This is a genomic window from Legionella wadsworthii DSM 21896 = ATCC 33877 (genome assembly GCF_000701265.1).
Lineage (GTDB): Bacteria > Pseudomonadota > Gammaproteobacteria > Legionellales > Legionellaceae > Legionella > Legionella wadsworthii.
The window spans coordinates 601,403-625,747 of record NZ_KL370760.1 but is presented as its reverse complement, the minus strand read 5'-3'; the positions used below and the strand labels follow the sequence as shown (position 1 = coordinate 625,747).

Genomic DNA, 24,345 nt, shown 5'->3' with positions numbered 1-24,345 from the left:
AAGGCATATTCCTACGCGTTACTCACCCGTTCGCCACTCGCCATCAGTCTAGCAAGCTAGACCATGCTGCCGTTCGACTTGCATGTGTTAAGCATGCCGCCAGCGTTCAATCTGAGCCAGGATCAAACTCTTCAGTTCAATTCCTGTGCCAGTTTAAAACCAGCTTCTTACTTCTTTATATACTTCTTAAGCACTCAAAGTTCTTCAAAGTGCCCACACAGTTTGTCTTCTCTCTTCTTAATGAACCTGCCCCGAAGGCGTGCTGCGTATTCTACTGATTTCCCTCCCTGTGTCAAACACTTTTTTTCTTTTTTTCAAAAAAATAGCGTATTACCACGCTCAATTCCATCCATGAACATATAATAATGAATAGCACTTTTTTAGCAAATCGTATCTGCGATTAAATAATTTTAGGGTAGAGCTGGCTATCCTCCTTTTTTTTTGTTAATCTTCACGGTTCAACTATGGTGGCTCTATTGGTCCCTTCGCGGCGATAGATCGTGAACCCCGTCAGGCCCGGAAGGGAGCAGCGGTAGCGATTGATTCGAGCGCCGGAGTGTGGCTCTTAGAGCCGCCGCCCAATTTGTGAAAACCTGTATGAGCTATCTGGCACTTGCCCGTAAATGGCGACCACGCACATTTTCCCAACTGGTTGGCCAAGACCACATAAATAAGGCGTTAATTAATGCGCTAAACCAGCAAAGGCTTCACCATGCCTATCTTTTTACTGGAACTCGTGGTGTGGGGAAAACAAGCATCGCCCGTATTTTAGCTAAATCACTGAATTGTGAGAGAGGTATTAGTTCAGAACCTTGTTTACAATGCACCATATGTCATGCGATTGAACAAGGCCGCTTTATTGACCTAATTGAAATTGATGGAGCATCTAAAACGCGGGTGGAAGATACTCGTGACTTGTTGGACAATGTGCAATATGCACCAGCAATTGGGCGTTTTAAAATCTATTTAATCGATGAAGTACATATGCTGTCCCAGCATAGTTTTAATGCACTTCTTAAAACACTGGAAGAGCCGCCTGAACATGTCAAATTTATTTTGGCGACAACCGACCCGCAAAAACTTCCAGTCACTGTTTTATCTCGTTGTTTGCAATTTAATCTAAAACATTTGGCTATGGAATTAATCAGCCAGCATTTGCAACTCATTCTCAAAGAGGAACAACTGGACTTTGAAATTCAGGCTGTAGAAATATTGGCTCATGCTGCGCGGGGAAGCATGCGTGATGCATTGAGTCTTTTAGATCAAGCCATTACTGGTTGCGATACTCAATTGCGCGCAAGTGATGTGAAAATGATTTTAGGGTATACGCAGCAAGATTATGCATTACAAATAATACAAGCCTTAGCAGAACAAAATGCTTCTGCTGTTTTAGCAATTAGTCAATATATTGCCGTAGAGGGAGGACATTTTCAGTATGTCCTTGATGAGCTTCTTAACTACCTTCATCAAATTGCGGTCTATCAAACTATTGGAGAATCTAACCCTCTAATCAACCCATCACCGGAAATTAAATCACTATCCCAATATATATCAGCTGAAGACATTCAGTTGTTTTATCAAATTGGGCTAAAAGGACGTGAAGAAATTCAACTCGCTCCAATTTTAAGTATTGGTTTTAACATGACCTTATTGCGTATGTTTACTTTTAGACCAATGCCTAAAGTGGCTCCCCCTCCTCTAGCATCCTATAGTAACTCGCAAATCGATCTATCTGCTTCTTCACAAAAAAAGGAACACCCCGTGAGTGCTCCGCACGAACCTATTCAGGATGAACCTGATTCAGATGCGGATTCAGAAAATCTGGAACAACCCATTCAAGTTCTATCTCATTTAGATATACATTCAGAAGATAATGTTAACAGCGATCAAAAACTGGATAGGGCTCAGGAAACTGAGGATTGGGCAAACATCATCTCTCATCTCAAACTGACGGGCTTAACGTTAACTGCAGCAGAAAATGCGGAACTCGTAGCCAAAGAAGGACGCGATGTCATTTTGCGGGTGTCCAAAGGGCACCAGTCTTTATTTACACCGACAATTCTTGCGCGTATCGAAACGGCACTAGGCAACTATTTCCAACATCAAGTAAAAATTTCTCTAAATAGCGATGAATTAGTCCAAGCATCTCCGGCCCAACAAAAAGAGATAGCAATGCAACACAAACAAATAAAGGCTGAAGCGGCATTAAATAATGATCCGGTATTTCAACAGCTCCAAAAAGAATTTTCAGCGGAATTGGTCAAAAATTCTATTGTCCCGCTAAAAGATGACTTATAATATATTGCTTTAAACCCCTAACCTATGAGGTCCCTATAATGGATATGAACCAAAATCTTGGAAACTTGATGAAAGAAGCGCAAAAAATGCAACAACGTATGCAAGAAGCGCAACAACAATTAAGTCAATTAATTGTTACAGGTGAAGCAGGCGGTGGGATGGTCGCAGTTAAAATGAACGGCCGACATGATATTACTGAAGTAAAAATTAAACCTACCATGATGGAAGAAGATGTAGAAATGCTAGAAGATTTAGTTGCTGCCGCGGTGAACGATGCAGTACGAAAAATTGAAAAAGCCTCTAAAGAAAAAATTAGCCAATTAACCGCCGGCCTAAATATTCCAACTGACTTAATGGGCGGTGATAAGGGCGATAAGGAATAGTCCTAACGATGGATATGTTAAACCGTTTGGTAGAAGCACTTCGCTGTCTACCAGGCGTAGGTCCAAAATCAGCACAACGTATGGTGTTTCATTTACTTCAGCATCAAAGACAGCGGGGGCTGCACCTCGCATCTTGTCTTGAGCAAGCAATGAACAATGTCCATCATTGCGAACGTTGTGCTAATTTTACAGAACAAAAAATTTGTAATCTCTGTCAAAACCCCAATCGAGATGCGTCCGTACTTTGCGTCGTAGAAACCCCTGCTGATGTATCGGCTATAGAACAAAGTAATGCTTTCCGAGGTAAGTATTTTGTGCTCATGGGAAAAATATCTCCGCTGGATGGTATGGGTCCCGAAGACATAGGATTACCCCGACTGAAAAGCCTCATTATTCAAGAAGAAACCAAAGAAGTAATCCTGGCATTAAGCCCTAGTGTAGAAGGACAAACTACCATTCATTTTATTCATCAGCTTTTGCGGGGTTTGCCTATCAATATCACTCAATTGGCACACGGCATCCCCTCTGGAGGAGAATTGGAGTTTTTAGATGGTAACACTATAGGAAACGCCCTTCGAAACAGAGCAATAATTCATGTTTAAAACTGTGTCTTGTAAAAAATACCTTATTATTTTGATGCTTCTCATTTCTGGTTTCGCCAATGCATCTTTTTATAAAAATTTATGGCCTATATGGGAGGTAAACAATCCTTTATCCAAAAAGGTGATTTCTCATAAACTTTGGCAAGATTTTTTAAATCGGCGAATCGTCACTAACGAAGAAAATATCAATCTGGTTGATTATGCGCATATGACTCAAACAGATATGAATTTGCTAAAAGATTACTTAAAAGATATGTCTGAAATTAATATTAATCTTTACAACCGCAAGGAGCAACTAGCTTATTGGATAAATCTTTATAATGCACTTACGGTGCAAATCATATCGAACTATTTCCCCGTCACTTCCATTCAGGAAATTAATATTTCTCCTGGATTGTTTAGCATAGGACCTTGGGGCGCAAATGTAGTCACTGTAAACAATACGACCTTAACTTTAGATGATATTGATAATCGAATTATTAGAGCCATTTGGAATGATCCCCGCACTCATTATGCAGTCAACAATGGCACCATAGGCGCGCCAAATCTTAATCGAAAAGCATATGAGGGGAAACTTTTAGAAGAACAATTAAATCAAGCCGCATCCAATTATATAAATTCACTTAGGGGAGTAAGTGTCATCGAGGGCAAATTAATTATTTCTAAATTATATGATTGGTATGAAGAAGACTTTGGCGGGACAAAACAAGATGTCATTTTTCATTTATTACAATTTGCAAAAGAACCGTTATTAAGCCAACTAAAACATATAAATACTATAGACAGTTATATTTACAATTGGCACCTCAATAGTCCTTCTCATGATCATGAATAAACATTTTCCTGCTTTTAAACCATTAAAATAAGTGTATACTTCACTGATTTGGGATTAAGGATATAAAAATGAATCGGGGTGGATTTTCTTGGAAAAGATTGATTGGTCTATCGGCCCTAAAAGCTAAAATTTCACGCACAATTGGAGTACCATTGACTAAATCCGGACGGGAAAGAAAGCTTGGTGCCTTAATCATCAAATCATTACGTTCACTTCTTTTAGAATATAAGAAAAGCAAACCTTAATAGTACTAATGCAAATAAAGACCCTATCTATTGTTGTCATGGCTAATTGATTGTAGTCATCGAGTCCTAGAAAATCTAAAAACAATATTTAAGTCATTATGATAAATGTAGGACTTACATCAGATGGCACTACATGGATTTGATCATTTGATTGAAGAAACATTGGTAAGATGACCTGAGCTTGCTTTGATACATAATAAACCTACCCATTATCCAATCCATACTGCTATTTTAAACAACCAATTAAATAGTGTTATTCAGCTGCTTCATGTAAACAATACTGCTCTTCAAAAGGACTCTAATGGTTGGTTGCCTTTACATTATGCTGCTCGATATGCCAACAAAGAAATTATTGAAGCGTGTTGTCAATTCAGTACAAATAAAGATACTCCCGATGCGATGGGAAGAACTCCTATAATGATCGCAGCTGAATCCGGCAGACTTTCGGCTGTTATTACGCTTATTGGATATCAAGCACAAGTAGATCTTTCTGACTCTGCAGGCCTTGGGATACTACATTATGCAGTAAAATCAGGCAAACTGGATCTCGTGCGCTGGCTGATAGAGCATACCCATTTAGACATCAATGCGACAGATGGTCAAAACCAGACACCAGTACAACTGAGCGAAACGAATTTAAGCGGAACTGATAAAAATAAAATCTCTTCATTTTTGTTAGAGCATGGAGCCAAATTAACATTGCTACCTCCCTATGGATAAACGGCGAAGTCAGATTGTCAGTGGTATCTAGAAAAAATAAACTGACTTTTATTAAATTTGACAAACTGCCACGGCATTGGATACTAGGCATTATTTTCTAGATTCATTTATCTCGAGAGATTGGAATATCTGATCCAAATTTTTATTATCAGGTTGGGGAGTAAATTGATATAGTGTCATTGCTCTATTTACTGCTTCACGATAATCAACTCCAATCTCAATATCTGGACTCAGTACATGGTATCGATAAGGTTCACCAAGTAGATGTCTCTGTTCTAAATCAATACGTAATGACTCCATAATACAACTTAAAATATGAAATACATATTTTATGGCGTCTTTTTCTTCAGTGTTCATGGTTGGAAACCCATTAACCGTTCTGCCCTGAGCCAGGGTAAAAAAAATATTGATTAAACGATGGGTGTCCTCATTTGAAAAGAAGCCATACAAGTTTAAACAATCTTTAGTAGGAAGCTGTGCGAATAAAGTTAATATTTTTTCTTGTAAGGATCGCAGTGAAAATGGGGTCCCATTACTATTTCCTGGAACTAAATTCTGTTGAAGCACCATGGCTGCATCAATAAAAAAACAAGGTTTAAACGAAAATTTATAAGCGGCAAAAAGACGGTAAAGATAATCTATTTCTGATGTCTTATGGGGTGAATAGGAATTCACTTTTAATTTTTTTATTGCTGCAATTAATATGGTTCTGAAATGTTCATTTTCTTTAAATTGAATGCCTGGGGGTAATTCATCGTCTCCTATAAAATAATCAACTCCACGACACAGGCAATTTTTCTTCGCCAGATCATATAAATAGCTCTGTAGGTATTGAATAGAATCATGCAACAGACACAAACGCATTTGTACTGAAATCAATTTCTCGGGAGGGGTTATTGCTGTAAATAATTTGCATGGATTTTTTTTATAGAAGGAAATGGAGTTCACAAATGCAGCAAAATTAAGGTTTTCAATGTAATTTAATGCGGCTTGTATTTGTTCTTTACTTTCATTTGAGGTATCTTCTTTGGACTCACAGGATATGTCCTCAAATCGATTCAAAATTTGAATTAATTCATCGACCCAGGAATGTAAATCGAGTTTTGAGAATAAATAGTCTAATTGTGTTGTACGTAGTTTTTTTTTAAATGGATTAATCTCTTGTTTCAATAAATGCTGTACTCCATTATTCTCTTTTCCCAGCCAGATTAGAAATCGGGTTTTATTCTCGGTCATCCGTTCTCCGCGAAATATCTTCTAAGATTCCTTATACTTCAGTTTAATAAAATAAAGCAAAAAATTTATCAAATAATAGCGTAAATTGGAGCAATAACTCTTAGAATAATAGCGAAAATAATTGCAAGTCGATACTAATCTTGCCAAAATTATAATGATCCTTGTTAAAAGTTCGGAAATAAGTGAATGCCGCATTCGAGTTATTTTATATTCATTGATAATGATCCTATAAGTGAGGATCTTAAGAATTACTTTGCTCAATTTAATATAAATATCATACAACAAAAACAGCTAACACCTATCCAAAAGGGATTGGGTAAACCCGATGCGATATTAATCGACTGGTCCATTATAAAAAATGATCTGCAGGTCATACATCAATTTTATACAGACTATCCAGTTCCTTTATTAATAATGCACAAATCTCCCGATGAAGAAGCATGTATCAAAGTACTCGAAGCAGGGGCAGATGACTTCATTATAAAACCTCTTTTACCTAGGGAGCTTCATGCAAGGGTCAGTGCGATTAGTCGACGTGTAATCCGTGCGCAGCAGCAATCCGAACATGAAAAGGACATTTTTGTTTTTGCAAATTGGCGGCTTTATCCTGCTTCCAGGCAGGTATTTCGTGAGAATACCCATGAAGAATTACTGTTAAGTGCTGGTGAATATGATTTATTATTAACATTTGTACAACAACCTCAAAGAGTACTTGATCGAGAACTTTTATTACACATTACTAAAAACAGCGATCTCAATCCCTTTGATAGAAGAATCGATGTACAAATCAGTAGACTGCGTCAAAAAATTGAAATTGATGCAAAAAAACCTGTTTTAATTAAAACAATCCGCAATGGGGGTTATATGTTCACAGCACAAGTAATGACAATAAAAGCTAACGATTCCAAGTAAATCTATTTACGTTTTTTAATTGTTTTATATACTTTCACACTTCGGATTGTATTGTCGCCGACTTTTAATATCTCCATTCGATAGTTTTCTATGGTTAAGCAGGACTCAGCGGGAGGGATATACCCCAAATATTCTACAATTAAACCACTCAACGTTTTAGGTCCTATCATAGGTAAATGCCACCCCATTAATCGGTTTAAGTGACGTAAGGTTAAACCGGCATCCACGATAACTGAACCATCGCTTTGAGGTATGAAATCTCTGGTCAGTGCCGCAACGTCTGTTGTAAACTCACCTACTATTTCCTCGAGTATGTCTTCCATAGTGACTAAACCTTGAATATTTCCATATTCATCAACTACGAAGGAAATGCGTCTTTTCATTTTTCTGAAGTTTAAAAGTTGAATATTAAGGGGCGTAGCTTCCGGAATAAAATAGGGCTTATCCGCTGCCTTTATTAAGCTGTCGAGATCAAGTTCGTTTTCTATTGCTAAATTTAATACATCGCGAACGTGGATCATACCAACCAGGTCATCAATTGAATCGCGATATAAAGGCAGCCGAGTATGTTTTGCTGTTTCTAATTGATACAAAATTTCTGACCAAGGCTCTTCTATATCAATTCCAACAATATCTGACTTAGGTATCATGATATCTTCTACTGTAGCTTGCTCCAAATCCAATAAACTAATTAACATACTTTTATGCTCAACGGGAAGCAACCCTCCCGCCTCAAGTACTACTGAGCGTAACTCTTCCCCTGTCAATGATTCTTTTTGAGCCTTATCAATGGATATTTTAAATAAGCGTAATACTCCGTTTGATAATGAGCTGCTGATGTACACCAATGGTAAAAAAATCATTTGCAATATCAGCAAAGGAAGTGACGTGGCAAATGCTACACGTTGAGGATAAATTGCTGCAAAAGTTTTAGGTATCATTTCAGCAAAAACTAAAACGATAAGGGTTAAAATAACTGTGGCTATAACAATTCCCATATCTCCATAAATATGCTGCCCTATTAATGTAGCTATTGTAGACGCCAGGATGTTGGCCAGGGTATTACCTATTAACACTACACTGAGTAGGCGATCAGGTCGAGACAGGATCTGATTGACTCTTATTGCCTGTTTGTCATCTTTTTTGACTAAATGCTTTAACTTGTATCGATTAATCGACATCATCCCGATTTCAGTACCTGAAAAAAAAGCAGCCAAAAAAATTAAAAAAAGCAATATGATGAACAATGTAGAAAGATGGAATGACACTGAATATCCTTAGGCTTTTGTCTCACGAGTTAAAGTATCATATGGTTTCAAATAAATCGAGATAGAAGCAACTTTGTCCGTATGGGCTTATCATCATGATTAGAGCGGTATATGAATTCAAAAATCTGGTTAGGAGCTCAGTAAACCCCTAAACCAGAACTTTTCCTACTTCAGCATAAATTATTTTTCACTGTTATACCGATCCACGCTGGCCATGATTTCTTCGTATGCTGCTTCAGGTCCGACCCAGCCATTCAGTTTAACCCATTTCCCCTCTTCTAAGTCTTTGTAATGACTGAAAAAGTGTTCCAATGAATTTAATAAATGTTTTGGCATGTCTTCGTAGGTTTGGACTGATTCGTAAATTTTAGTAAGCTTATTTATCGGAACAGCCAAAATTTTCGCATCAATGCCCGATTCATCAGTCATTTTGAGCATACCGATGGGTCGGCATGGAATAACCGAACCGCCAACGAGAGGTACAGGGGTTACGACGAGAACATCAACAGGATCTCCATCTTCTGATAAAGTCTGGGGTACATAGCCGTAATTCACAGGGTAAAACATGGGAGTGGATAAAAAACGATCTACAAACAAGACCCCGGATTCTTTATTTACTTCATATTTTACCGGTTCGCTATGCATTGGAATTTCTATAATCACATTAATTTCTTTTGGTAAATTACTGCCCATACTAATTCTCATTAAACTCATTTGTTCCTCTCCCCCTCTTAATCAAGTCTTTTTTTGATAGATAAACGGCATAAACTCAAATTATTAGTGAATTTTAAAACTTCGATAAAGCGGGTATTATGCGAAAAAACCTATCAAAAGGCAAAGAGAAGCTGTCGCATTCTGAGCAATGCGATGTATAATATCTTTTTTAACTGACGAGATTACTTATGAATTGCTTATTTTGCAGTATTGCCCAAGGTTCGATACCTGCATCAGTAGTTTTTGAAGACGATGAAATAATGTCTTTTCGTGATCTCCACCCACAAGCTCCCACACATCTATTGATCATTCCCAAGCAGCATATTGCTACATTGAATGATGCAAAAGATGAAAACCAGGCCCTGTTGGGAAAAATGATTTTAAGTGCAAAAAAAATTGCTCAAGCTGAAGGAATAAGTGACGCAGGATACCGATTAGTTTTTAACATTAATCCCGATGGTGGCCAAACAGTATATCACATTCATTTACATTTACTGGGTGGTCGTCATATGACTTGGCCCCCGGGATAGGAAACAATATGGAAAAACTTTATAAAGAACTGCTATCGCAATTAGGTGAAGACGTTAACAGGCAAGGGTTAATCGATACCCCTGCACGCGCTGCAAATGCCATGCGTTATTTGACTAAAGGTTATAATGAAAGTCTCGAAGAGATAATCAATGGGGCTTTATTCGATTCCGACATGAGTGAAATGGTCATCGTGAAGGACATTGAAATGTACTCCATGTGTGAACATCATTTGCTTCCATTTCTTGGAAAATGCCATGTAGGCTATATTCCCAATGGGAAGGTAATCGGATTATCAAAAATCGCTCGCATTGTTGATTACTTTGCTCGACGCTTACAAATTCAAGAAAGGTTGACTACAGAAATCGCGAACTGCTTGGAATCGATTACTGGGGCACGCGGTGTTGCTGTCGTTATTGAAGCCAAACATCTTTGTATGATGATGCGTGGTGTTGAAAAGCAAAATTCAATAATGACTACATCCGTGATGCTCGGAGACATGCGCAATAATCCCACCAGTCGCGGTGAATTTTTAACCTTGACTCATAATTACAATAAGTGATTGTCTGATAAATCCTGGGCTTGCAGCGCTTCACCCAGGATTTAAAAAATCTCTCTAGTAGAACTAGAGAGGAAGTTCTTATTCTTCTTCTCCCTCACCAGCCACATGTTCTTGATGGTGCTCTTCTTCATGTTCCTTTATTTCTTCTGAAGCTGGGGTAGTTGCTTCCGCTGCTTGAGGTTTGTCTTTCCATTCAAGCTTGACACGTCCTTGCTTATCAATGCCCGCAACAAATACTTCAATCTCTTGGCCCTCTTGTAGCACAGACTCAACTTTTTGAGTCCGATCATTGCAGATCTGAGAAATATGAAGCAATCCGTCTTTACCAGGTAAAAGATTAATAAAGGCACCAAAATCTACAATTTTACTGACTTTACCCTTATAAGTTTGACCCACTTCGATTTCTGCAATTAATGCTTTGATCTGCTTTTGTGCTTCTTCTAAAGCATCCATGTCCGGAGAAAATAATTGAACCACTCCGGTATCATCTATATCTATAGAGACTCCGGTGCTCTCAATCAATCCCTTAATAGTGGCGCCACCTTTACCAATAATCGTCCGAATTTTATCTTCAGCAACTTTCATCGTAGTAATGCGGGGCGCATGTTTGGACAACTCATCCCTATGTTCTGATAGTGCATTATTCATCACATTAAGTATGTGTAAGCGACCTGCTAAAGCTTGATCTAAGGCTTGCTCCATAATTTCATTAGTAATTCCATGGATTTTAATATCCATTTGTAATGCAGTAATTCCTTGCTCAGTTCCAGCAACTTTGAAATCCATATCTCCTAAATGATCTTCATCACCCAAAATATCAGTAAGTACAGCATACCGATCACCTTCTTTTATCAAGCCCATAGCTACCCCAGCAACAGGTGCTTTCAATGGAACACCTGCGTCCATTAATGCCAAACTGGTTCCACACACAGTTGCCATGGAACTTGAGCCATTGGATTCGGTAATTTCAGAAACGACTCTTAAGATGTATGGAAATTCACTTGTTTCAGGCAATACAGCCATAATGGCACGTTTAGCTAATCGGCCATGACCAATTTCCCGTCGCTTAGGACTTCCGACCATACCGGTTTCACCTACAGAATAAGGAGGGAAATTATAATGCAACATAAATCGATCTTTGGTTTCTCCAGTAATATTATCGAGTATTTGTGCATCCCGCTCATTACCTAATGTGGCTACTACAATTGCTTGGGTTTCTCCACGGGTGAATAATACAGAACCATGTGTTCTTTCCAGAAGTTTGGTACGAACAGAGATAGGACGAACAGTTTTGTTGTCCCGTCCATCGATTCGTGGCTCACCTTCAAGAATGCGGTTACGTACTGTTGCACGTTCTATTTCCACAAACATGGATCCAATGACATCTGCTTTTAACTCTTCATTTTCAGCTTGTAATGCCGCAATTGCTTGTTCTTTTAATTCATCCAAACGTGCATATCGCGTTTGTTTGTCTCTAATTAAATAAGCTGCCTCAACCTCTTGCTTCACCATATCCGAAATACGTTGCTGTAAATGAGTATCGGCTTCTGGAGCAACCCATTCCCATCGTGTTTTTCCGGCTTGTGCTGCCAGTTCTTCAATGGCTTTAATCACGTTTTTCATCATTTCGTGTCCAAACATGATCGCACCGCGCATGATGTCTTCGTTAAGCTCTTTGGCTTCTGATTCCACCATCAAAATAGCATCTTTGGTTCCGGCAACGACTAAATCTAATCGGGATTCTTCTAGTTCTTTACGGCTAGGGTTTAAAAGGTAAATTCCATCTTTATAGCCCACACGAGCAGCGCCAATAGGCCCATTAAAGGGAACACCAGAAAGAGCTAGAGCAGCAGAGGATGCAATCATGGCAACAATGTCTGCAGAAACTTCGGGATTTAAAGAAAGAACGGTAACAATAACCTGAACTTCGTTAGTAAAACCCTCTGGGAACAGTGGACGAATCGGCCGATCAATCAGTCGTGAAGTTAATGTTTCATTTTCAGAAGGCCTACCTTCACGTTTGTTAAATCCACCAGGTATCTTGCCTACAGCGTAAAATTTTTCTTGGTAATTTACTGTGAGTGGAAAAAATCCATTTTCTTCGCCACCTTCTTTTTTGCCAACTACAGTAGCTAACACTTGTGTGCCATTCATACTGGCTAATACAGCTCCATCAGCTTGTCGCGCAATTTCACCTGTTTCCAATATAAGAGTGTGGTCACCAAATGCTATTTCTTTTGTAAACTTAGCCACGTAATCTTCCTCATTAAGTAATTATAACGAAAAAAAAGGCGCAGAGAATGCGCCTTTCAATAAAGTTTTTTTTGTCCAAAACATTTCTACAGAAATGTGTTTGCCCAGCAATCAATAAGAATCTCTCAATTCCAAAGTTTGGATCAATGTTTGATAGCGAGCACTATCGTTGCGCTTTAAATACTTTAATAACTTACGACGTTTATTAACAAGTTCTTGTAGTCCACGTCGAGAATGAAAATCCTTTTTGTGTTCTTTAAAGTGTTCAGTTAAATATTTAATACGATTTGTAATGATAGAAACCTGAACTTCAGGCGAACCTGTATCTTTATCGGAACGCTTGAATTCTTTAACGATTGTTGCTTTATCTGCGCTGCTTAGCGACATTATACACTCCCGGAACTACTAAGTATTCATTTTAAAGGCGAACATTCTACCAAGGCATACGCAATGAAACAAGTGCTGAAAAACTTTTTGTGCAAAAAATTTCTTAATTTTCTGGTTTACTCTCATTCAAAAAGCTAAAAATCAAAAGGAGAGTAATCGTTTCGCTTTAATTTCACCTTGTGTATTTCGTTCACCTAACCCAATAAATTGAGACTTTTCATCATAAAGACGAACGCAGTCCAATCTTTCTCCACCTAATTTATTTTTTACGAGCCTGCCTTGACGAATGGTAACTACTTCCTCGGCTAAAAGAGTGACGTGTTCTAAATAATTTATCGCTCTATCCATAGGAAATAAACATTTTATTCGTTCAGACAGAGTCATTGATTCTAGTTCAGCTAACGAATACATCGGCATGTTTTCAAATCCAGATGTATAAACGCGATGCAGGCGCGTCACATGAGCTCCTACACCTAAAGCATCCCCAATATCTTCAACTAAATTGCGAATATAAGTTCCTTTGCTGCAATTTACCGTGATTGAAAATTGACGACCATCAAATTCATTCAGTTGTAAATCACGAATTAAAATCTCCCGTGCCTTTCTTTCTACATTGATGCCTTCTCTGGCAAAGCGATACAGGGGCGTTCCATTAAATTTTAATGCAGAAAACATGGAAGGCACTTGTTTTATGTACCCTGTATGCTGCATCAGTACACCCAACAATTCTTCCTCGGTAATAGCAAAATTGTCCATAAAGGCAATGACTTCACCTGTTGCATCCGAGGTATTGGTTTTAATTCCCAACAAACCAGTCGCTTGATAGCATTTATCTGCATCAAGTAAAAATTGACAGACTTTAGTTGCCTCGCCAAAACATAGGGGCAACATACCTGTAGCAAGCGGATCTAAACTCCCGGTATGGCCAGCTTTTTGCGCACCCAGTAACCTTTTGGTTTTCTGCAGAGCCGTATTTGAAGTCATTCCCTCTGATTTATTCAGCAAAATAATTCCATCTATTGCTGATTCTTTAATCGTGCTCATCTTCATCAGAGTCTGGAGGGTTTACTTTATCAATAAGCCGGCTTAAACGTTCACCATATTCTATGGATTCATCATAGACAAAATGAAGTTGTGGAACGGTACGCAAAGTAATACTTCGTGCCAAAGCACTACGTAGATAGCTCGCGGCAGCATTTAGTATTGTTTCGACCTGTTTTTTATCATCATCCAGCACAGTAAAATACACTTTGGCATGACCCAAATCCGCAGTTACTTTGACCGCGGATATGGTTATAAAACCAGTTAAGCGTGGATCTTTTACTTCCATAGGAATTATCTGAGCTAGTTTACGCTGAATCATCTCAGCGACCCGATCAGTACGTTTAAAATTATGGCTCATCTTTATAAATCACGCTTTATTTCGACTATTTCATATACTTCAATTAAGTCGCCAGGTTTTACGTCATTGTAATTTTTAACACCTATACCACATTCAAATCCTTGGCGAACTTCAACCACATCATCTTTAAATCTTCTTAAAGATTCCAACGTTCCCTCATAAATGACCACATTTGCACGTAGTACACGAATGGGGTTATTGCGCTTAATGACACCTTCAACAACCATACAGCCCGCAATGGCACCGATTTTAGGTGATTTAAATACATCACGAACTTCAGCAATACCAACAATTTCTTCTTTAAACTGAGGGGCAAGCATTCCGGTTAGAGCGCCTTTTATCTGATCAACTATATCGTAAATAACGCTATAGTAATGAAGTTGTATCGATTCGTGCTCTGCTAATTTCTTGGCACTACTATCTGCTCGAACATTAAATCCTACCAGTATGGCATTTGATGCTATGGCCAAATGAACATCAGACTCTGTGATACCGCCAACACCGCTTGAAATCACTTCTACTTTCACTTCATCGGTAGACAATTTAACCAACGCATCTGAAATGGCTTCAAGAGAGCCCTGTACATCTGCCTTGAGTACCACATTAAGGACTTTAGATTCCCCAGCAGCCATATTCTCCATTATGCCTTCAATGGTAGATTTTTGGCGTCGGGCAAGTTTGACATCCCGGAATTTACCTTGGCGGAATAAAGCGACTTCTCTCGCCTTTTTCTCGTCAGAAACCACCACTGCCTCATCTCCAGCATGGGGAATCGCAGACAAACCAAGTACTTCAACTGGAATGGATGGACCTGCTTTTTCAACCATATCACCATTATCACCAACAAGAGCACGTACTCGACCGTATTGGAACCCGGCCAGTATGATATCTCCTTTATGTAATGTTCCGCTTTGCACCAGTACGGTTGCTACAGGACCCCTGCCCTTATCCAGGCGGGACTCGATGACTACTCCTTTAGCAGCACCATCAGTAACCGCCGACAACTCCAAGACCTCGGATTGCAACAATATTGCATCCAGTAGCTCATCAATACCCATACCAGATTTAGCCGAAATATTAATAAACATGGTGTCACCGCCCCAAGCTTCGGGAACGACTTCATGAACCGTTAATTCATTCATGACCCGATCAGGATCAGCATCTGGTTTATCCATTTTATTAATCGCCACAATAATTGGCACTTTTGCTGCCTTAGCATGCTGAATGGCTTCGATAGTTTGTGGTTTGACTCCATCATCAGCTGCCACAATCAAAATGACGATATCTGTGACTTTGGCTCCTCGAGCTCTCATGGCTGTGAATGCAGCATGGCCTGGTGTATCCAAGAAGGTAATATCACCTTTAGGTGTGCTTACGTGATAAGCACCGATATGTTGGGTAATACCTCCTGCTTCACCAATCGCAACCTTGGTTCTTCGAATATAGTCAAGCAAGGAAGTTTTACCATGGTCAACGTGTCCCATAATGGTCACTACAGGCGCTCTGGATTCATTATGGATACCTGTGTTAATGGATTCTCCGAGACCGACTTCTATGGCATCTTCTTTAATAACACGAGACTTATGGCCCATTTCTTCGACGACAATGACTGCCGTTTCCTGATCAATAACCTGATTGATTGTAGCCATTGCGCCCAATGACATCATCACCTTAATGACTTCAGCAGCTTTAACGGACATTCTTTTTGCTAACTCAGCCACGGTAATAGTTTCCGGAATTAAAACCTCTTTAACAACCGGAGAAGTGGGTAAAGCAAATCCATGAGTCAGTGATTCTTCTGCTTCTCTCAATTTCTCGGATTTTTCAAATCCTTTCCGTTTTTTAAACTTGTTACGTCCACCTCGTCGATGTCCTTCTTGATCATCATCTTCCCGATCATAGGACACCTGGTACTTAGGTTTTTTCTTAACTTTTCTAAAGTCTGTTGCTTCCGATTCACTTCCTTGATCGACATGTTTCTTTTTAGCTGGTTTCTCGACTTTATGTTCTTCTTTTTTGGGTAATTCTTCAGTAGTCCCAAGGGCACCGGCGTTTTCTATCACTTCTTCTGAAGATACCTCAGCCACTTGACCCTCTGCTTTTACTTCTTCATTGTTTTCAGTTGTCTCAGTCTGTTTTAATATTTCATTTTGGGGTTCTTCAATCATTTCAGCATTTGATTCAGACACTGCGCCAATGGCATCTGGTTGAGCGTTCTCTGAAGCAACTTCATCTGGGTTTTGGTGCTCGGCAGTTTGTATTGCCAGTAGATTTTCTTCAGGAGCAATCTCTGATTCTTCGATTTCTGGTTGTTCTATGATTGGGGCACGTTTTACAAATATCTTTTTCTTACGTACTTCAACATTAACTGTTTTGCCACCATGAGCATCATGCCCTACAGAAACTTTTGATAAACTTTTTCGTCTTAGCGTAATCCTTTCAGGCGAAACATTCACGTCACGTAGAGAAGTCCTCTTCAAATGATTGAGTAGGATCCGCTTTTGCTCTTCATTCACAGTCTGTTGGTCATCAGAAAAAGACAAGCCTGCTTCCTGTAACTGGTTCAATAAGCGTTCAACCGGAATACCAACGACTTGAGCTAATTGTTTAACCGTCACATCCGCCATATTTTAATCCCCTTTCAGCAGCTATATTAATTATCTAAGAATAAACTGCATATTTGTACTACATTAATTTAATAAATCCATAGTATTATAAAAACCATGGTTCTCTGGCCTTCATGATTAATGCACCGGCCTTTTCTTCAGTCATTCCTTCAATTTCCAATAACTCATCTACAGATTGCTCTGCTAAATCTTCCATTGAAGTAATTCCTTTCGACGCCAATTTATCTGCGAGCTCCTCATTCATCCCCTCCATTGAAAGAAGTGATTCGTCAGGTGTGCCCGATAATTCTTTACCGGAAGATAATGCCATGGTCAGCAATTTATCATTGGCTCGATTCCGTAATTCTTCAACAATTTCTTCATCGAAATCTTCGATTGCGAGTAATTCTTCCTTTGGCACATAAGCTATTTCTTCAAGTGAAGAGAAGCCATGCGCAACAAGTAAAGTCGCGATTTCTTCATCAATTTCCAACGCAGTGGTAAATAATCGAACAATTTTGCTGGATTCTTCTAAATTCTTATTTTCGAATTCATCCGTAGTCATCACATTTAAAGTCCAGCCAGTTAACTGACTGGCCAAACGTACGTTCTGACCATTACGACCAATTGCTTGGGATAATTGATCTTTTTCTACTGCTAAATCCATAGTATGCGTGTCTTCATCAACAACTATTGAAGAAATTTCGGCTGGTGCCATGGCATTAATCACTAATTGGGCTGGATTATCATCCCACAGTATAATATCCACACGCTCGCCACCAAGTTCGCTTGAAACAGCCTGAACTCGAGCTCCCCGCATCCCAACGCATGCACCTACAGGATCAATCCGGCCATCATTGGTTTTAACTGCAATTTTGGCTCTATTTCCAGGATCGCGTGCTGCTGCTTTCACTTCGATAACATTCTCACCGATTTCTGGAACCTCAATACGAAAGAGCTCAATCAGCATTTCATTGCGAATGCGGCTTACAAATAATTGAGGACCGCGGGCTTGGGGAGTAATTTCATATAAATAAGCTCGTACTCGGTCATTTGGGCGAAACATTTCATGAGGCAGCATTTCTGTACGCGGTAAAAATGCTTCGGCTTTACCGCCTAAATCGATTATAACATTATCTCGGGTTACTTTCTTGACAGTTCCATAAATTAATTGACCCAGCTTGCTTCGGAATTGATCGATTACGAGCTCCCGTTCTGCTTCCCTGACCTTTTGCATAATGACTTGGCGGGCAGCTTGAGCTTCTATTCTTCCAAATTCAATTGATGGTATCGATTCTTCAATGCGCTCACCTACCTTTATGGCAGGATTACGTTCTTTTGCTTGTTCCAGAGTAAGTTGACGATCAGGAAATTCTAATTCGTCTTCATCCACCACGTCCCAGTATCTAAAGGTTACATATTCACCAGTACGGGGATCCAGTTTTATCCTTACCCCTATATCCAAACCAAAGATCTTGCGAGTTGCAGACTCCAATGCGGCCTGAATGGCAAGTAAAATAACTTCTTTACTTACGCCTCTTTCGTTTGACAACGCCTCTGCAACTAGTAACAATTCTTTACTCATTGTTCGCCTCTCTATACTGTCAAATTTGCTTTCACAATATTTGAAAAAAGTAATTCTTGATCTTCGTCATTTATATGAAGCACTATGGAGTTTTCAGATGCTGAAACAATAGTACCCATCAATTTACGTTTTCCATTAATCGGTTTAAAAGTTTTTACCTGTACTTCATGTCCCACGTAACGCTGATATTGCCAAATTTTAAATAGTGGTCTAGGGATGCCAGGTGAAGAAACTTCCAAACTGTAATTGCCTGGAATTGGATCTTCAACATCAAGTAATGCACTCACCTGGTGGCTTACTGCTTCACAATCTTGAATACCTATCCCGTCAGCTTTATCGATATAAATACGCAATAAAGAATGCCTACCTTGTGAAAGGTATTCGCATCCCCAAAGCTCATAGCCCATATCATTAATGGTAGGAGCTAATATATGTTCCAAGTCATCTTGTATCATAGTTTATAAACTAAAATGGGCTCAAAGCCTAATGCAAATACAATATAGTAATCTCGTGGCAAAGACTAACTTAAGAAGTGATTGATAAAACATTATTTCCGAGTAAGACCTTTGCTTCGCTGGGCTACTACTATCTTTTTTGTGCAGTTACAAATTTAACATAATAAAAAACCCCATAAATGGGGTTTAAATAAGTGGTAGCGGGGGCAGGATTTGAACCTACGACCTTCGGGTTATGAGCCCGACGAGCTACCAGGCTGCTCCACCCCGCGTCAACTGATGGCAAGTATACTTAGAGTCAGTACTCTTAGCAAGTACTTTTGCATAAGAATATAAATAAATATGTTTTCTGTATCAAAAAATACTAATATCTCTTAAAAATAAACAAGAGTTATTCACTTAGGGGCCAAATGCGTTGATGCAAGCAACAATCAATGCGCTCGGAAATATTCCCAAGTAAATTAACGACAAACAATTGAGAGAAAGTACTGCAAGATTTCCTTTATTCATAACAATTGGATCGGCCTGTACTGGTTTGTCAAAATATATGATTTTAACAATTCTCAGATAGTAATAAGCCCCAATTACAGTAAAGAATAAGCCTAATACAGCAACCCAAGTCATGTGCGCATCAACCAAGGCTTTAAGTACCAATAATTTGGTAAAAAATCCTACGGTAGGAGGAACACCTGCGAGAGAAAACATGATGATTAACATTAAAAAAGCCAACCATGGGTTTCTTTTGTTCAAACCTTTTAGGTCATCAAGATTATCTATTTCCATGCCCTGGTTAGACATCAACACCACTAGACCAAAAGCTGCAGCTGAGGTAATTGAATACACTACAATATAATAAAGAGCAGCGGAATACCCAGATGCTGTTGCAGCGAGAACTCCAAAAAGGGCATATCCTATATGCGCTATTGCAGAATAAGCGAGTAAACGTTTTATACTGGTTTGCACTACAGCAAATAGATTGCCCAAACCAGTTGAAAGCAACGTAATCACTAATAATATTTGTTGCCATTGTGCACTAATATCTACTAACCCAATGGTGAGTAATCTTAGTGCCATCCCTAAAGCTGCGACCTTAGGTGCGGCACTCAAGAATAGCGTCACGGAGCTTGGAGCGCCCTGGTAAACATCAGGTGCCCACATATGGAAGGGAACAGCTGCCAATTTAAAAGCCACACCAGAAAGAATAAAAACTAAAGCAAAAGTAAGTAAAGTACTTTGCTGTTGCCAGTTTGCAGCAATAGCATTAGCCACATCAAGTAAATCCAGCTTTCCAGTGGCTCCATATATTAACGAAATTCCGTATAGAAGCATTGCGGATGCGATGGAACCCATAACAAAGTATTTCATTGCTGCCTCAGAAGCATCACTGTCAGTTCTTCGGATGGCAGTCATCGCATATAAGGGTAATGACAATAACTCTAGTCCAAGAAATATTGTCAGCAATGAATGTGCGGAGACCAGTAGCATCATGCCTAGCGTAGCAAACATTCCCAGAATGTAATAATCTCCCGAAGGCATCTGTCGTTCTTCTATATAGTTTTTAGAGTAAATAAAACTCAGCAAGACAGATATATAGATAAAAAATTTCATGATGTTGGCAAGATCATCATTGATATATAGTCCATTAAAGGTAATAACTTTATACATGCCAATATAAAGAAAGCTAACCACAGCAGCCAATATTAAACCAATGCAGGAAACGACATAAGCAATGGGTTGATACTTATCCCGTAAAAATAAATCAGCCAGCAAAGCAACGCATGCTGCAGTCAAAATGATTATTTCCGGAAGAGCTACATGGATATTTTCAAGTAATGCTGTCATATTGATTAACCTTGATTACAATTTTGTTTGACTTGCCAATGCCAGAGTATGACTTACGGTTTGATGTATGTACTCTAAAAAGGGCTTTGGATAAACACCCATAGCGATAACCATCAAAGCAAGTAAGATATAAGCACTTAACTCGTAGCCCGAAAGATCTTTTAATGCTGCAACTTTTTCATTTGCTACAGGACCATAAATAACTCGTTTATACATCCACAGGTTATAACATGCTGCTGTAATTAAGGTAGATGCGGCCCAAAATGTTATCCAAAACCCTGCTTTCATGGAACCGAGAATTACCATAAATTCTCCAACAAAACCTGATGTACCTGGTAAGCCAGCATTCGCCATACAAAAGAGCATAAAGAACGAAGCAAATACAGGCATGGTATTCACAATGCCACCAAAATCAGCTAAGCGTCGGGTATGCATGCGATCATAGATATATCCTACTCCAGCAAAGAGTGCGCTGGAGACGAAAGCATGGGAAATCATAACGACTATGGCGCCTTCTAATATAAGTCCTGCGGCACTTAATCCTGATTGTTTTGCTATCGCAAAAACAGCAAAACAGCCTAAGGTGACAAAGCCCATATGAGAAATTGATGAATAAGCAATCAGTCTTTTCATATCTTTTTGAATAATGGCTACCAAAGCAATGTACACGATCGCAATTAAAGACAATGCAATCATGACGCCCGCATAACGGTTACACGCATCGGGTACTATTGGTAATGCAAAGCGAATAAATCCATAAGCCCCGAGCTTTAATAAAATAGCCGCAAGTACTACAGACCCTCCTGCAGGCGCCTCGGTATGTGCATCCGGCAACCAGGTGTGCACTGGGAACATGGGAATCTTAATCGCAAAACCAAGAAAGAATGCAATAAATATTAAAGTTTGAGCTGTCATGCCCAACTTTACGGCATAAAATGCTTCTATATTGAATGATCCTGCTATATAACCCATGTATAAAAAGCTAGCCAACATGAGTACAGAACCTAAAAAAGTATAGAGGAAAAACTTAATAGCAGCATAGACACGATTGTCAGAACCCCAAATACCTATGATCAAATACATGGGAATTAAAGTCGCTTCCCAGAAAATATAAAATAATATCGCATCTAAAGCCGAGAAAACACCAACCAATAATCCCTGCATGATTAAAAAAGCAGCCAGATATTGAGACACTTTACTGGTAATGCTCTCCCATGTCGCCAATATGACGATCAAATTGGTAAAAATACTAAGAACAATGAGCAGTAAAGACATGCCATCAATGCCCAAGCTGTAGCTAATACCTAAAGCAGGCATCCATGAAAATTCCTCCAAATATTGCATGCCCAATACTTTAGGATCGAATCCAGCAATAAGAGGAATGCAAAGTAATAGACAGAGTATTACGGTAAATAGAGCCAAGAAACGTGAAATATTCGGGCTTCGATCATCTCCTGCAAGAAGAACAAAAACACCGCCTATTACTGGCAACCAAATTAGTAAATTGAGCAAATAATGCATACCTTCACCCTATATTTAGCTGAGTATCAACCAGCATAAAAGTCCAAGTAATCCCAAAACCATCACTGCTGCATAATGGTAAAGATAACCACTTTGTATCGCGCGACCTTTAGCGGAGAACCACCTAATAAGTCGACTGCTGCCATTGACAACCAATCCATCGATTAATTTTTGGTCACCAACACTGTAAAATGCAGTTCCAATCCCCTTTGAACCTTTTACAAAAAACAAATTATTAAAGGCGTCAAATCCATATTTATTGAGAAGGATTTTATAGACAACAGACAAATGTCTGGCGAGATACCCTGGTATGGTTGGGATGGCAATATAACAAATCCACGCAATAGCAATTCCAGCCAGGGTAATCCAAAATGTCAGAGAAAATACAGAATGCAATAAACTTGCAAAAGGAGAAGTGACCTCGTGCGCAAGCTCGGCCAGAACATTATGTTCAGGAAGAATAAATATTGAGGAACTTAATATAGTTGGATTATTGAACAGCATAGGCATATAAAGCACATAACCTAATACTATCGATGGGATGGCAAGGAGAACTAAAGGCAACCAGACCACCCATGGCGACTCATGAATGTGGCTTAAGGTATGCTCATCCATACGCGGCTTACCATGAAATGTCATAAACAAGGATCTAAAGGTATAAAGCGCCGTCACTCCTGCACCAAGTACCACACAAAAATAGGCATAGCTGCTGCCAGGAATTTGTGACAATTGAGCCGCTTCAATAATAGTATCTTTTGAATAAAAACCTGATAACGGAGGTATTGCGCAAAGTGCCAGAGAACCAATGACGAAAGTAATATAAGTTATGGGCATTTTATTCCATAAACCACCCATTTTGCGCATATCCTGTTCATGGTGCATGCCAATAATAACGGAACCGGCGCCGAGGAAAAGGAGTGCTTTGAAGCAGGCATGAGTTAACAGGTGAAACATTCCGGCGCTATAAGCAGAAGCGCCCATGCCCACCATCATATAACCCAACTGGGATAATGTAGAGTAGGCCACAACACGTTTAATATCATTCATGACAAGAGCAAGAATCCCTGTAAAGAGTGCTCCAGTCGCGCCGATGACCAAAACAACACTCAATGCTGTTGTAGACAACTCGATCAAAGGAGATATGCGGGCAATCATGAATACCCCAGCGGTAACCATCGTGGCCGCATGGATTAACGCAGAAATTGGGGTAGGACCTTCCATTGACTCAGGCAACCACACGTGCAATGGCACTTGCGCCGACTTACCCATGGCGCCAACATATAGGGCCAAACAAATAACAGTCATTAAAGACCAAGGGTGTCCTTGAAATAATTCTATATTTTGGCTTGCCAAATAATTTGCACTTTTAAATACGGTCTCGTAATCAATACTACCTGTATAAGCAAATACTAAAGCAATACCTATCAGGAAACCAAAATCACCTACTCGGTTGACAATAAATGCTTTGAGACTTCCTTCAATCGCCGATTCCTTTTGGTACCAAAATCCGATGAGCAGATAAGAAACCAGACCTACGCCTTCCCATCCAAAGAATAATTGTAAGAAATTATTCGCGGTAACCAACATAAGCATCATGAAAGTAAATAAAGAGATATAACTGAAAAAACGTTGATATCCATCATCATCTGCCATATATCCGATACTATAAATATGAACCAGAAGTGAAACAAAGTTGACAATGACCAACATGACCGCAGTGAGCGGATCTATTAAAAACCCTATATTAAATTCAAAGGGAATCATAGCCCCACCACTAGCCCAGTTGTAAACTATGGTGTTTACATTGGGAATAATCCCGGAAAATATTTGCCAGGCCACATATAAGGATACTGCAAAGGAAATTGCAACCCCAAGGATAGTAGCAGTATGGGCTCCGACCCGTCCTATTTGATTACGAAAAAAACCTGCAATGATAGAACCTGCCAGAGGCGTCAAAACGATTATTAGACAAAGTTGTTGGATACTCACAA

At 39.3% G+C, this 24,345-nt stretch carries 20 protein-coding genes, 1 tRNA gene, 1 rRNA gene, 1 other RNA gene and 2 pseudogenes; 9 read left to right on the top strand and 16 right to left on the bottom strand.

All coding sequences use genetic code 11. The features are described from left to right. Window positions 1–138, bottom strand: a 16S ribosomal RNA gene (locus BU07_RS0114455); the annotation flags it as partial. Window positions 139–474: 336 nt separating this feature from the next. Here BU07_RS0114455 and ffs point away from each other — a divergent pair. The 6 genes from ffs (at window position 475) to BU07_RS0114425 (ending at window position 5,083) form a co-directional block, all read left to right on the top strand. Next, an RNA gene (gene ffs, locus BU07_RS17320) (signal recognition particle sRNA small type) lies at window positions 475–571 on the top strand. A gap of 26 nt (window positions 572–597) precedes the next feature. Then, window positions 598–2,298, top strand: coding sequence for a DNA polymerase III subunit gamma/tau (gene dnaX, locus BU07_RS0114450; protein WP_031567229.1), 1,701 nt, complete (start codon window positions 598–600; stop codon window positions 2,296–2,298). 38 nt (window positions 2,299–2,336) lie between these two features. Next, window positions 2,337–2,681: a YbaB/EbfC family nucleoid-associated protein gene (locus BU07_RS0114445; protein WP_031567227.1), complete on the top strand. Its 345-nt coding sequence runs from the start codon at window positions 2,337–2,339 to the stop codon at window positions 2,679–2,681. Window positions 2,682–2,689: 8 nt separating this feature from the next. After that, entirely contained in the window at window positions 2,690–3,283 is a 594-nt protein-coding gene (recR, locus tag BU07_RS0114440) for a recombination mediator RecR (protein ID WP_031567225.1), read from the top strand. Then, window positions 3,276–4,118 carry a DUF547 domain-containing protein gene (locus BU07_RS0114435; RefSeq protein ID WP_031567223.1) on the top strand — a complete coding sequence of 281 codons (843 nt, stop codon included), beginning with the start codon at window positions 3,276–3,278 and terminating at the stop codon, window positions 4,116–4,118. The genes recR and BU07_RS0114435 overlap by 8 nt, the downstream gene beginning before the upstream one ends. A 431-nt stretch (window positions 4,119–4,549) precedes the next feature. After that, the gene (locus BU07_RS0114425) at window positions 4,550–5,083 is read left to right on the top strand and encodes an ankyrin repeat domain-containing protein (RefSeq protein ID WP_031567221.1); all 534 of its coding nucleotides are present in this window, start codon (window positions 4,550–4,552) and stop codon (window positions 5,081–5,083) included. A gap of 90 nt (window positions 5,084–5,173) precedes the next feature. Here BU07_RS0114425 and BU07_RS0114420 read toward each other — a convergent pair whose 3' ends face one another. Then, complete coding sequence (locus tag BU07_RS0114420) at window positions 5,174–6,319, bottom strand: hypothetical protein (protein ID WP_051635600.1); 1,146 nt, start codon at window positions 6,317–6,319, stop codon at window positions 5,174–5,176. Window positions 6,320–6,505: 186 nt separating this feature from the next. On the opposite strand from BU07_RS0114420, the gene BU07_RS0114415 reads away from it, so the two are divergent. Further along, window positions 6,506–7,231: a response regulator transcription factor gene (locus BU07_RS0114415; protein ID WP_031567218.1), complete on the top strand. Its 726-nt coding sequence runs from the start codon at window positions 6,506–6,508 to the stop codon at window positions 7,229–7,231. 2 nt (window positions 7,232–7,233) lie between these two features. On the opposite strand, the gene BU07_RS0114410 is transcribed toward BU07_RS0114415, so the two are convergent. Next, a complete protein-coding gene (locus BU07_RS0114410; RefSeq protein ID WP_031567216.1) occupies window positions 7,234–8,499 on the bottom strand; it encodes an HlyC/CorC family transporter in 1,266 nt (421 codons plus the stop codon). Between the two features lie 180 nt (window positions 8,500–8,679). Next, entirely contained in the window at window positions 8,680–9,213 is a 534-nt protein-coding gene (ppa, locus tag BU07_RS0114405) for an inorganic diphosphatase (protein WP_031567214.1), read from the bottom strand. A gap of 188 nt (window positions 9,214–9,401) precedes the next feature. Here ppa and BU07_RS0114400 point away from each other — a divergent pair, with 188 nt between their 5' ends. Continuing rightward, the gene (locus BU07_RS0114400; protein WP_031567212.1) at window positions 9,402–9,743 is read left to right on the top strand and encodes a histidine triad nucleotide-binding protein; all 342 of its coding nucleotides are present in this window, start codon (window positions 9,402–9,404) and stop codon (window positions 9,741–9,743) included. 8 nt (window positions 9,744–9,751) lie between these two features. Next, entirely contained in the window at window positions 9,752–10,303 is a 552-nt protein-coding gene (gene folE / locus BU07_RS0114395; RefSeq protein ID WP_031567211.1) for a GTP cyclohydrolase I FolE, read from the top strand. A 78-nt stretch (window positions 10,304–10,381) separates the two neighbouring features. On the opposite strand, the gene pnp is transcribed toward folE, so the two are convergent. The 12 genes and pseudogenes from pnp to nuoL all read right to left on the bottom strand — a co-directional run bounded on the left by pnp (window position 10,382) and on the right by nuoL (window position 24,343). Further along, window positions 10,382–12,556 (bottom strand): polyribonucleotide nucleotidyltransferase, encoded by a 2,175-nt coding sequence (pnp, locus tag BU07_RS0114390; RefSeq protein ID WP_031567209.1) that lies wholly within the window; start codon window positions 12,554–12,556, stop codon window positions 10,382–10,384. 111 nt (window positions 12,557–12,667) lie between these two features. Then, entirely contained in the window at window positions 12,668–12,943 is a 276-nt protein-coding gene (gene rpsO, locus BU07_RS0114385) for a 30S ribosomal protein S15 (RefSeq protein ID WP_031567207.1), read from the bottom strand. Window positions 12,944–13,084: 141 nt separating this feature from the next. Continuing rightward, window positions 13,085–13,987, bottom strand: coding sequence for a tRNA pseudouridine(55) synthase TruB (gene truB, locus BU07_RS0114380; RefSeq protein ID WP_031567206.1), 903 nt, complete (start codon window positions 13,985–13,987; stop codon window positions 13,085–13,087). Next, entirely contained in the window at window positions 13,974–14,345 is a 372-nt protein-coding gene (gene rbfA, locus BU07_RS0114375; RefSeq protein ID WP_031567204.1) for a 30S ribosome-binding factor RbfA, read from the bottom strand. Before rbfA ends, truB begins: the two co-directional genes overlap by 14 nt. A gap of 2 nt (window positions 14,346–14,347) precedes the next feature. Next, window positions 14,348–16,366 (bottom strand): annotated as a pseudogene (infB, locus tag BU07_RS0114370) (translation initiation factor IF-2); the annotation flags it as partial. A gap of 272 nt (window positions 16,367–16,638) precedes the next feature. Beyond that, window positions 16,639–16,972: pseudogene (locus BU07_RS17895) on the bottom strand (translation initiation factor IF-2 associated domain-containing protein); the annotation flags it as partial. A gap of 85 nt (window positions 16,973–17,057) precedes the next feature. Next, window positions 17,058–18,536 carry a transcription termination factor NusA gene (nusA, locus tag BU07_RS0114365; protein ID WP_031567198.1) on the bottom strand — a complete coding sequence of 493 codons (1,479 nt, stop codon included), beginning with the start codon at window positions 18,534–18,536 and terminating at the stop codon, window positions 17,058–17,060. Window positions 18,537–18,547: 11 nt separating this feature from the next. Further along, window positions 18,548–18,991 (bottom strand): ribosome maturation factor RimP, encoded by a 444-nt coding sequence (rimP, locus tag BU07_RS0114360; protein WP_031567196.1) that lies wholly within the window; start codon window positions 18,989–18,991, stop codon window positions 18,548–18,550. Between the two features lie 195 nt (window positions 18,992–19,186). Beyond that, window positions 19,187–19,263, bottom strand: a tRNA-Met gene (locus BU07_RS0114355). Between the two features lie 127 nt (window positions 19,264–19,390). Continuing rightward, window positions 19,391–20,833, bottom strand: a complete 1,443-nt coding sequence (gene nuoN / locus BU07_RS0114350) for an NADH-quinone oxidoreductase subunit NuoN (protein WP_031567193.1) — start codon at window positions 20,831–20,833, stop codon at window positions 19,391–19,393. A gap of 15 nt (window positions 20,834–20,848) precedes the next feature. Beyond that, window positions 20,849–22,354, bottom strand: a complete 1,506-nt coding sequence (locus BU07_RS0114345) for a complex I subunit 4 family protein (RefSeq protein ID WP_031567191.1) — start codon at window positions 22,352–22,354, stop codon at window positions 20,849–20,851. A 15-nt stretch (window positions 22,355–22,369) separates the two neighbouring features. Beyond that, entirely contained in the window at window positions 22,370–24,343 is a 1,974-nt protein-coding gene (gene nuoL, locus BU07_RS0114340; protein WP_031567190.1) for an NADH-quinone oxidoreductase subunit L, read from the bottom strand. Window positions 24,344–24,345: the final 2 nt, after the last annotated feature.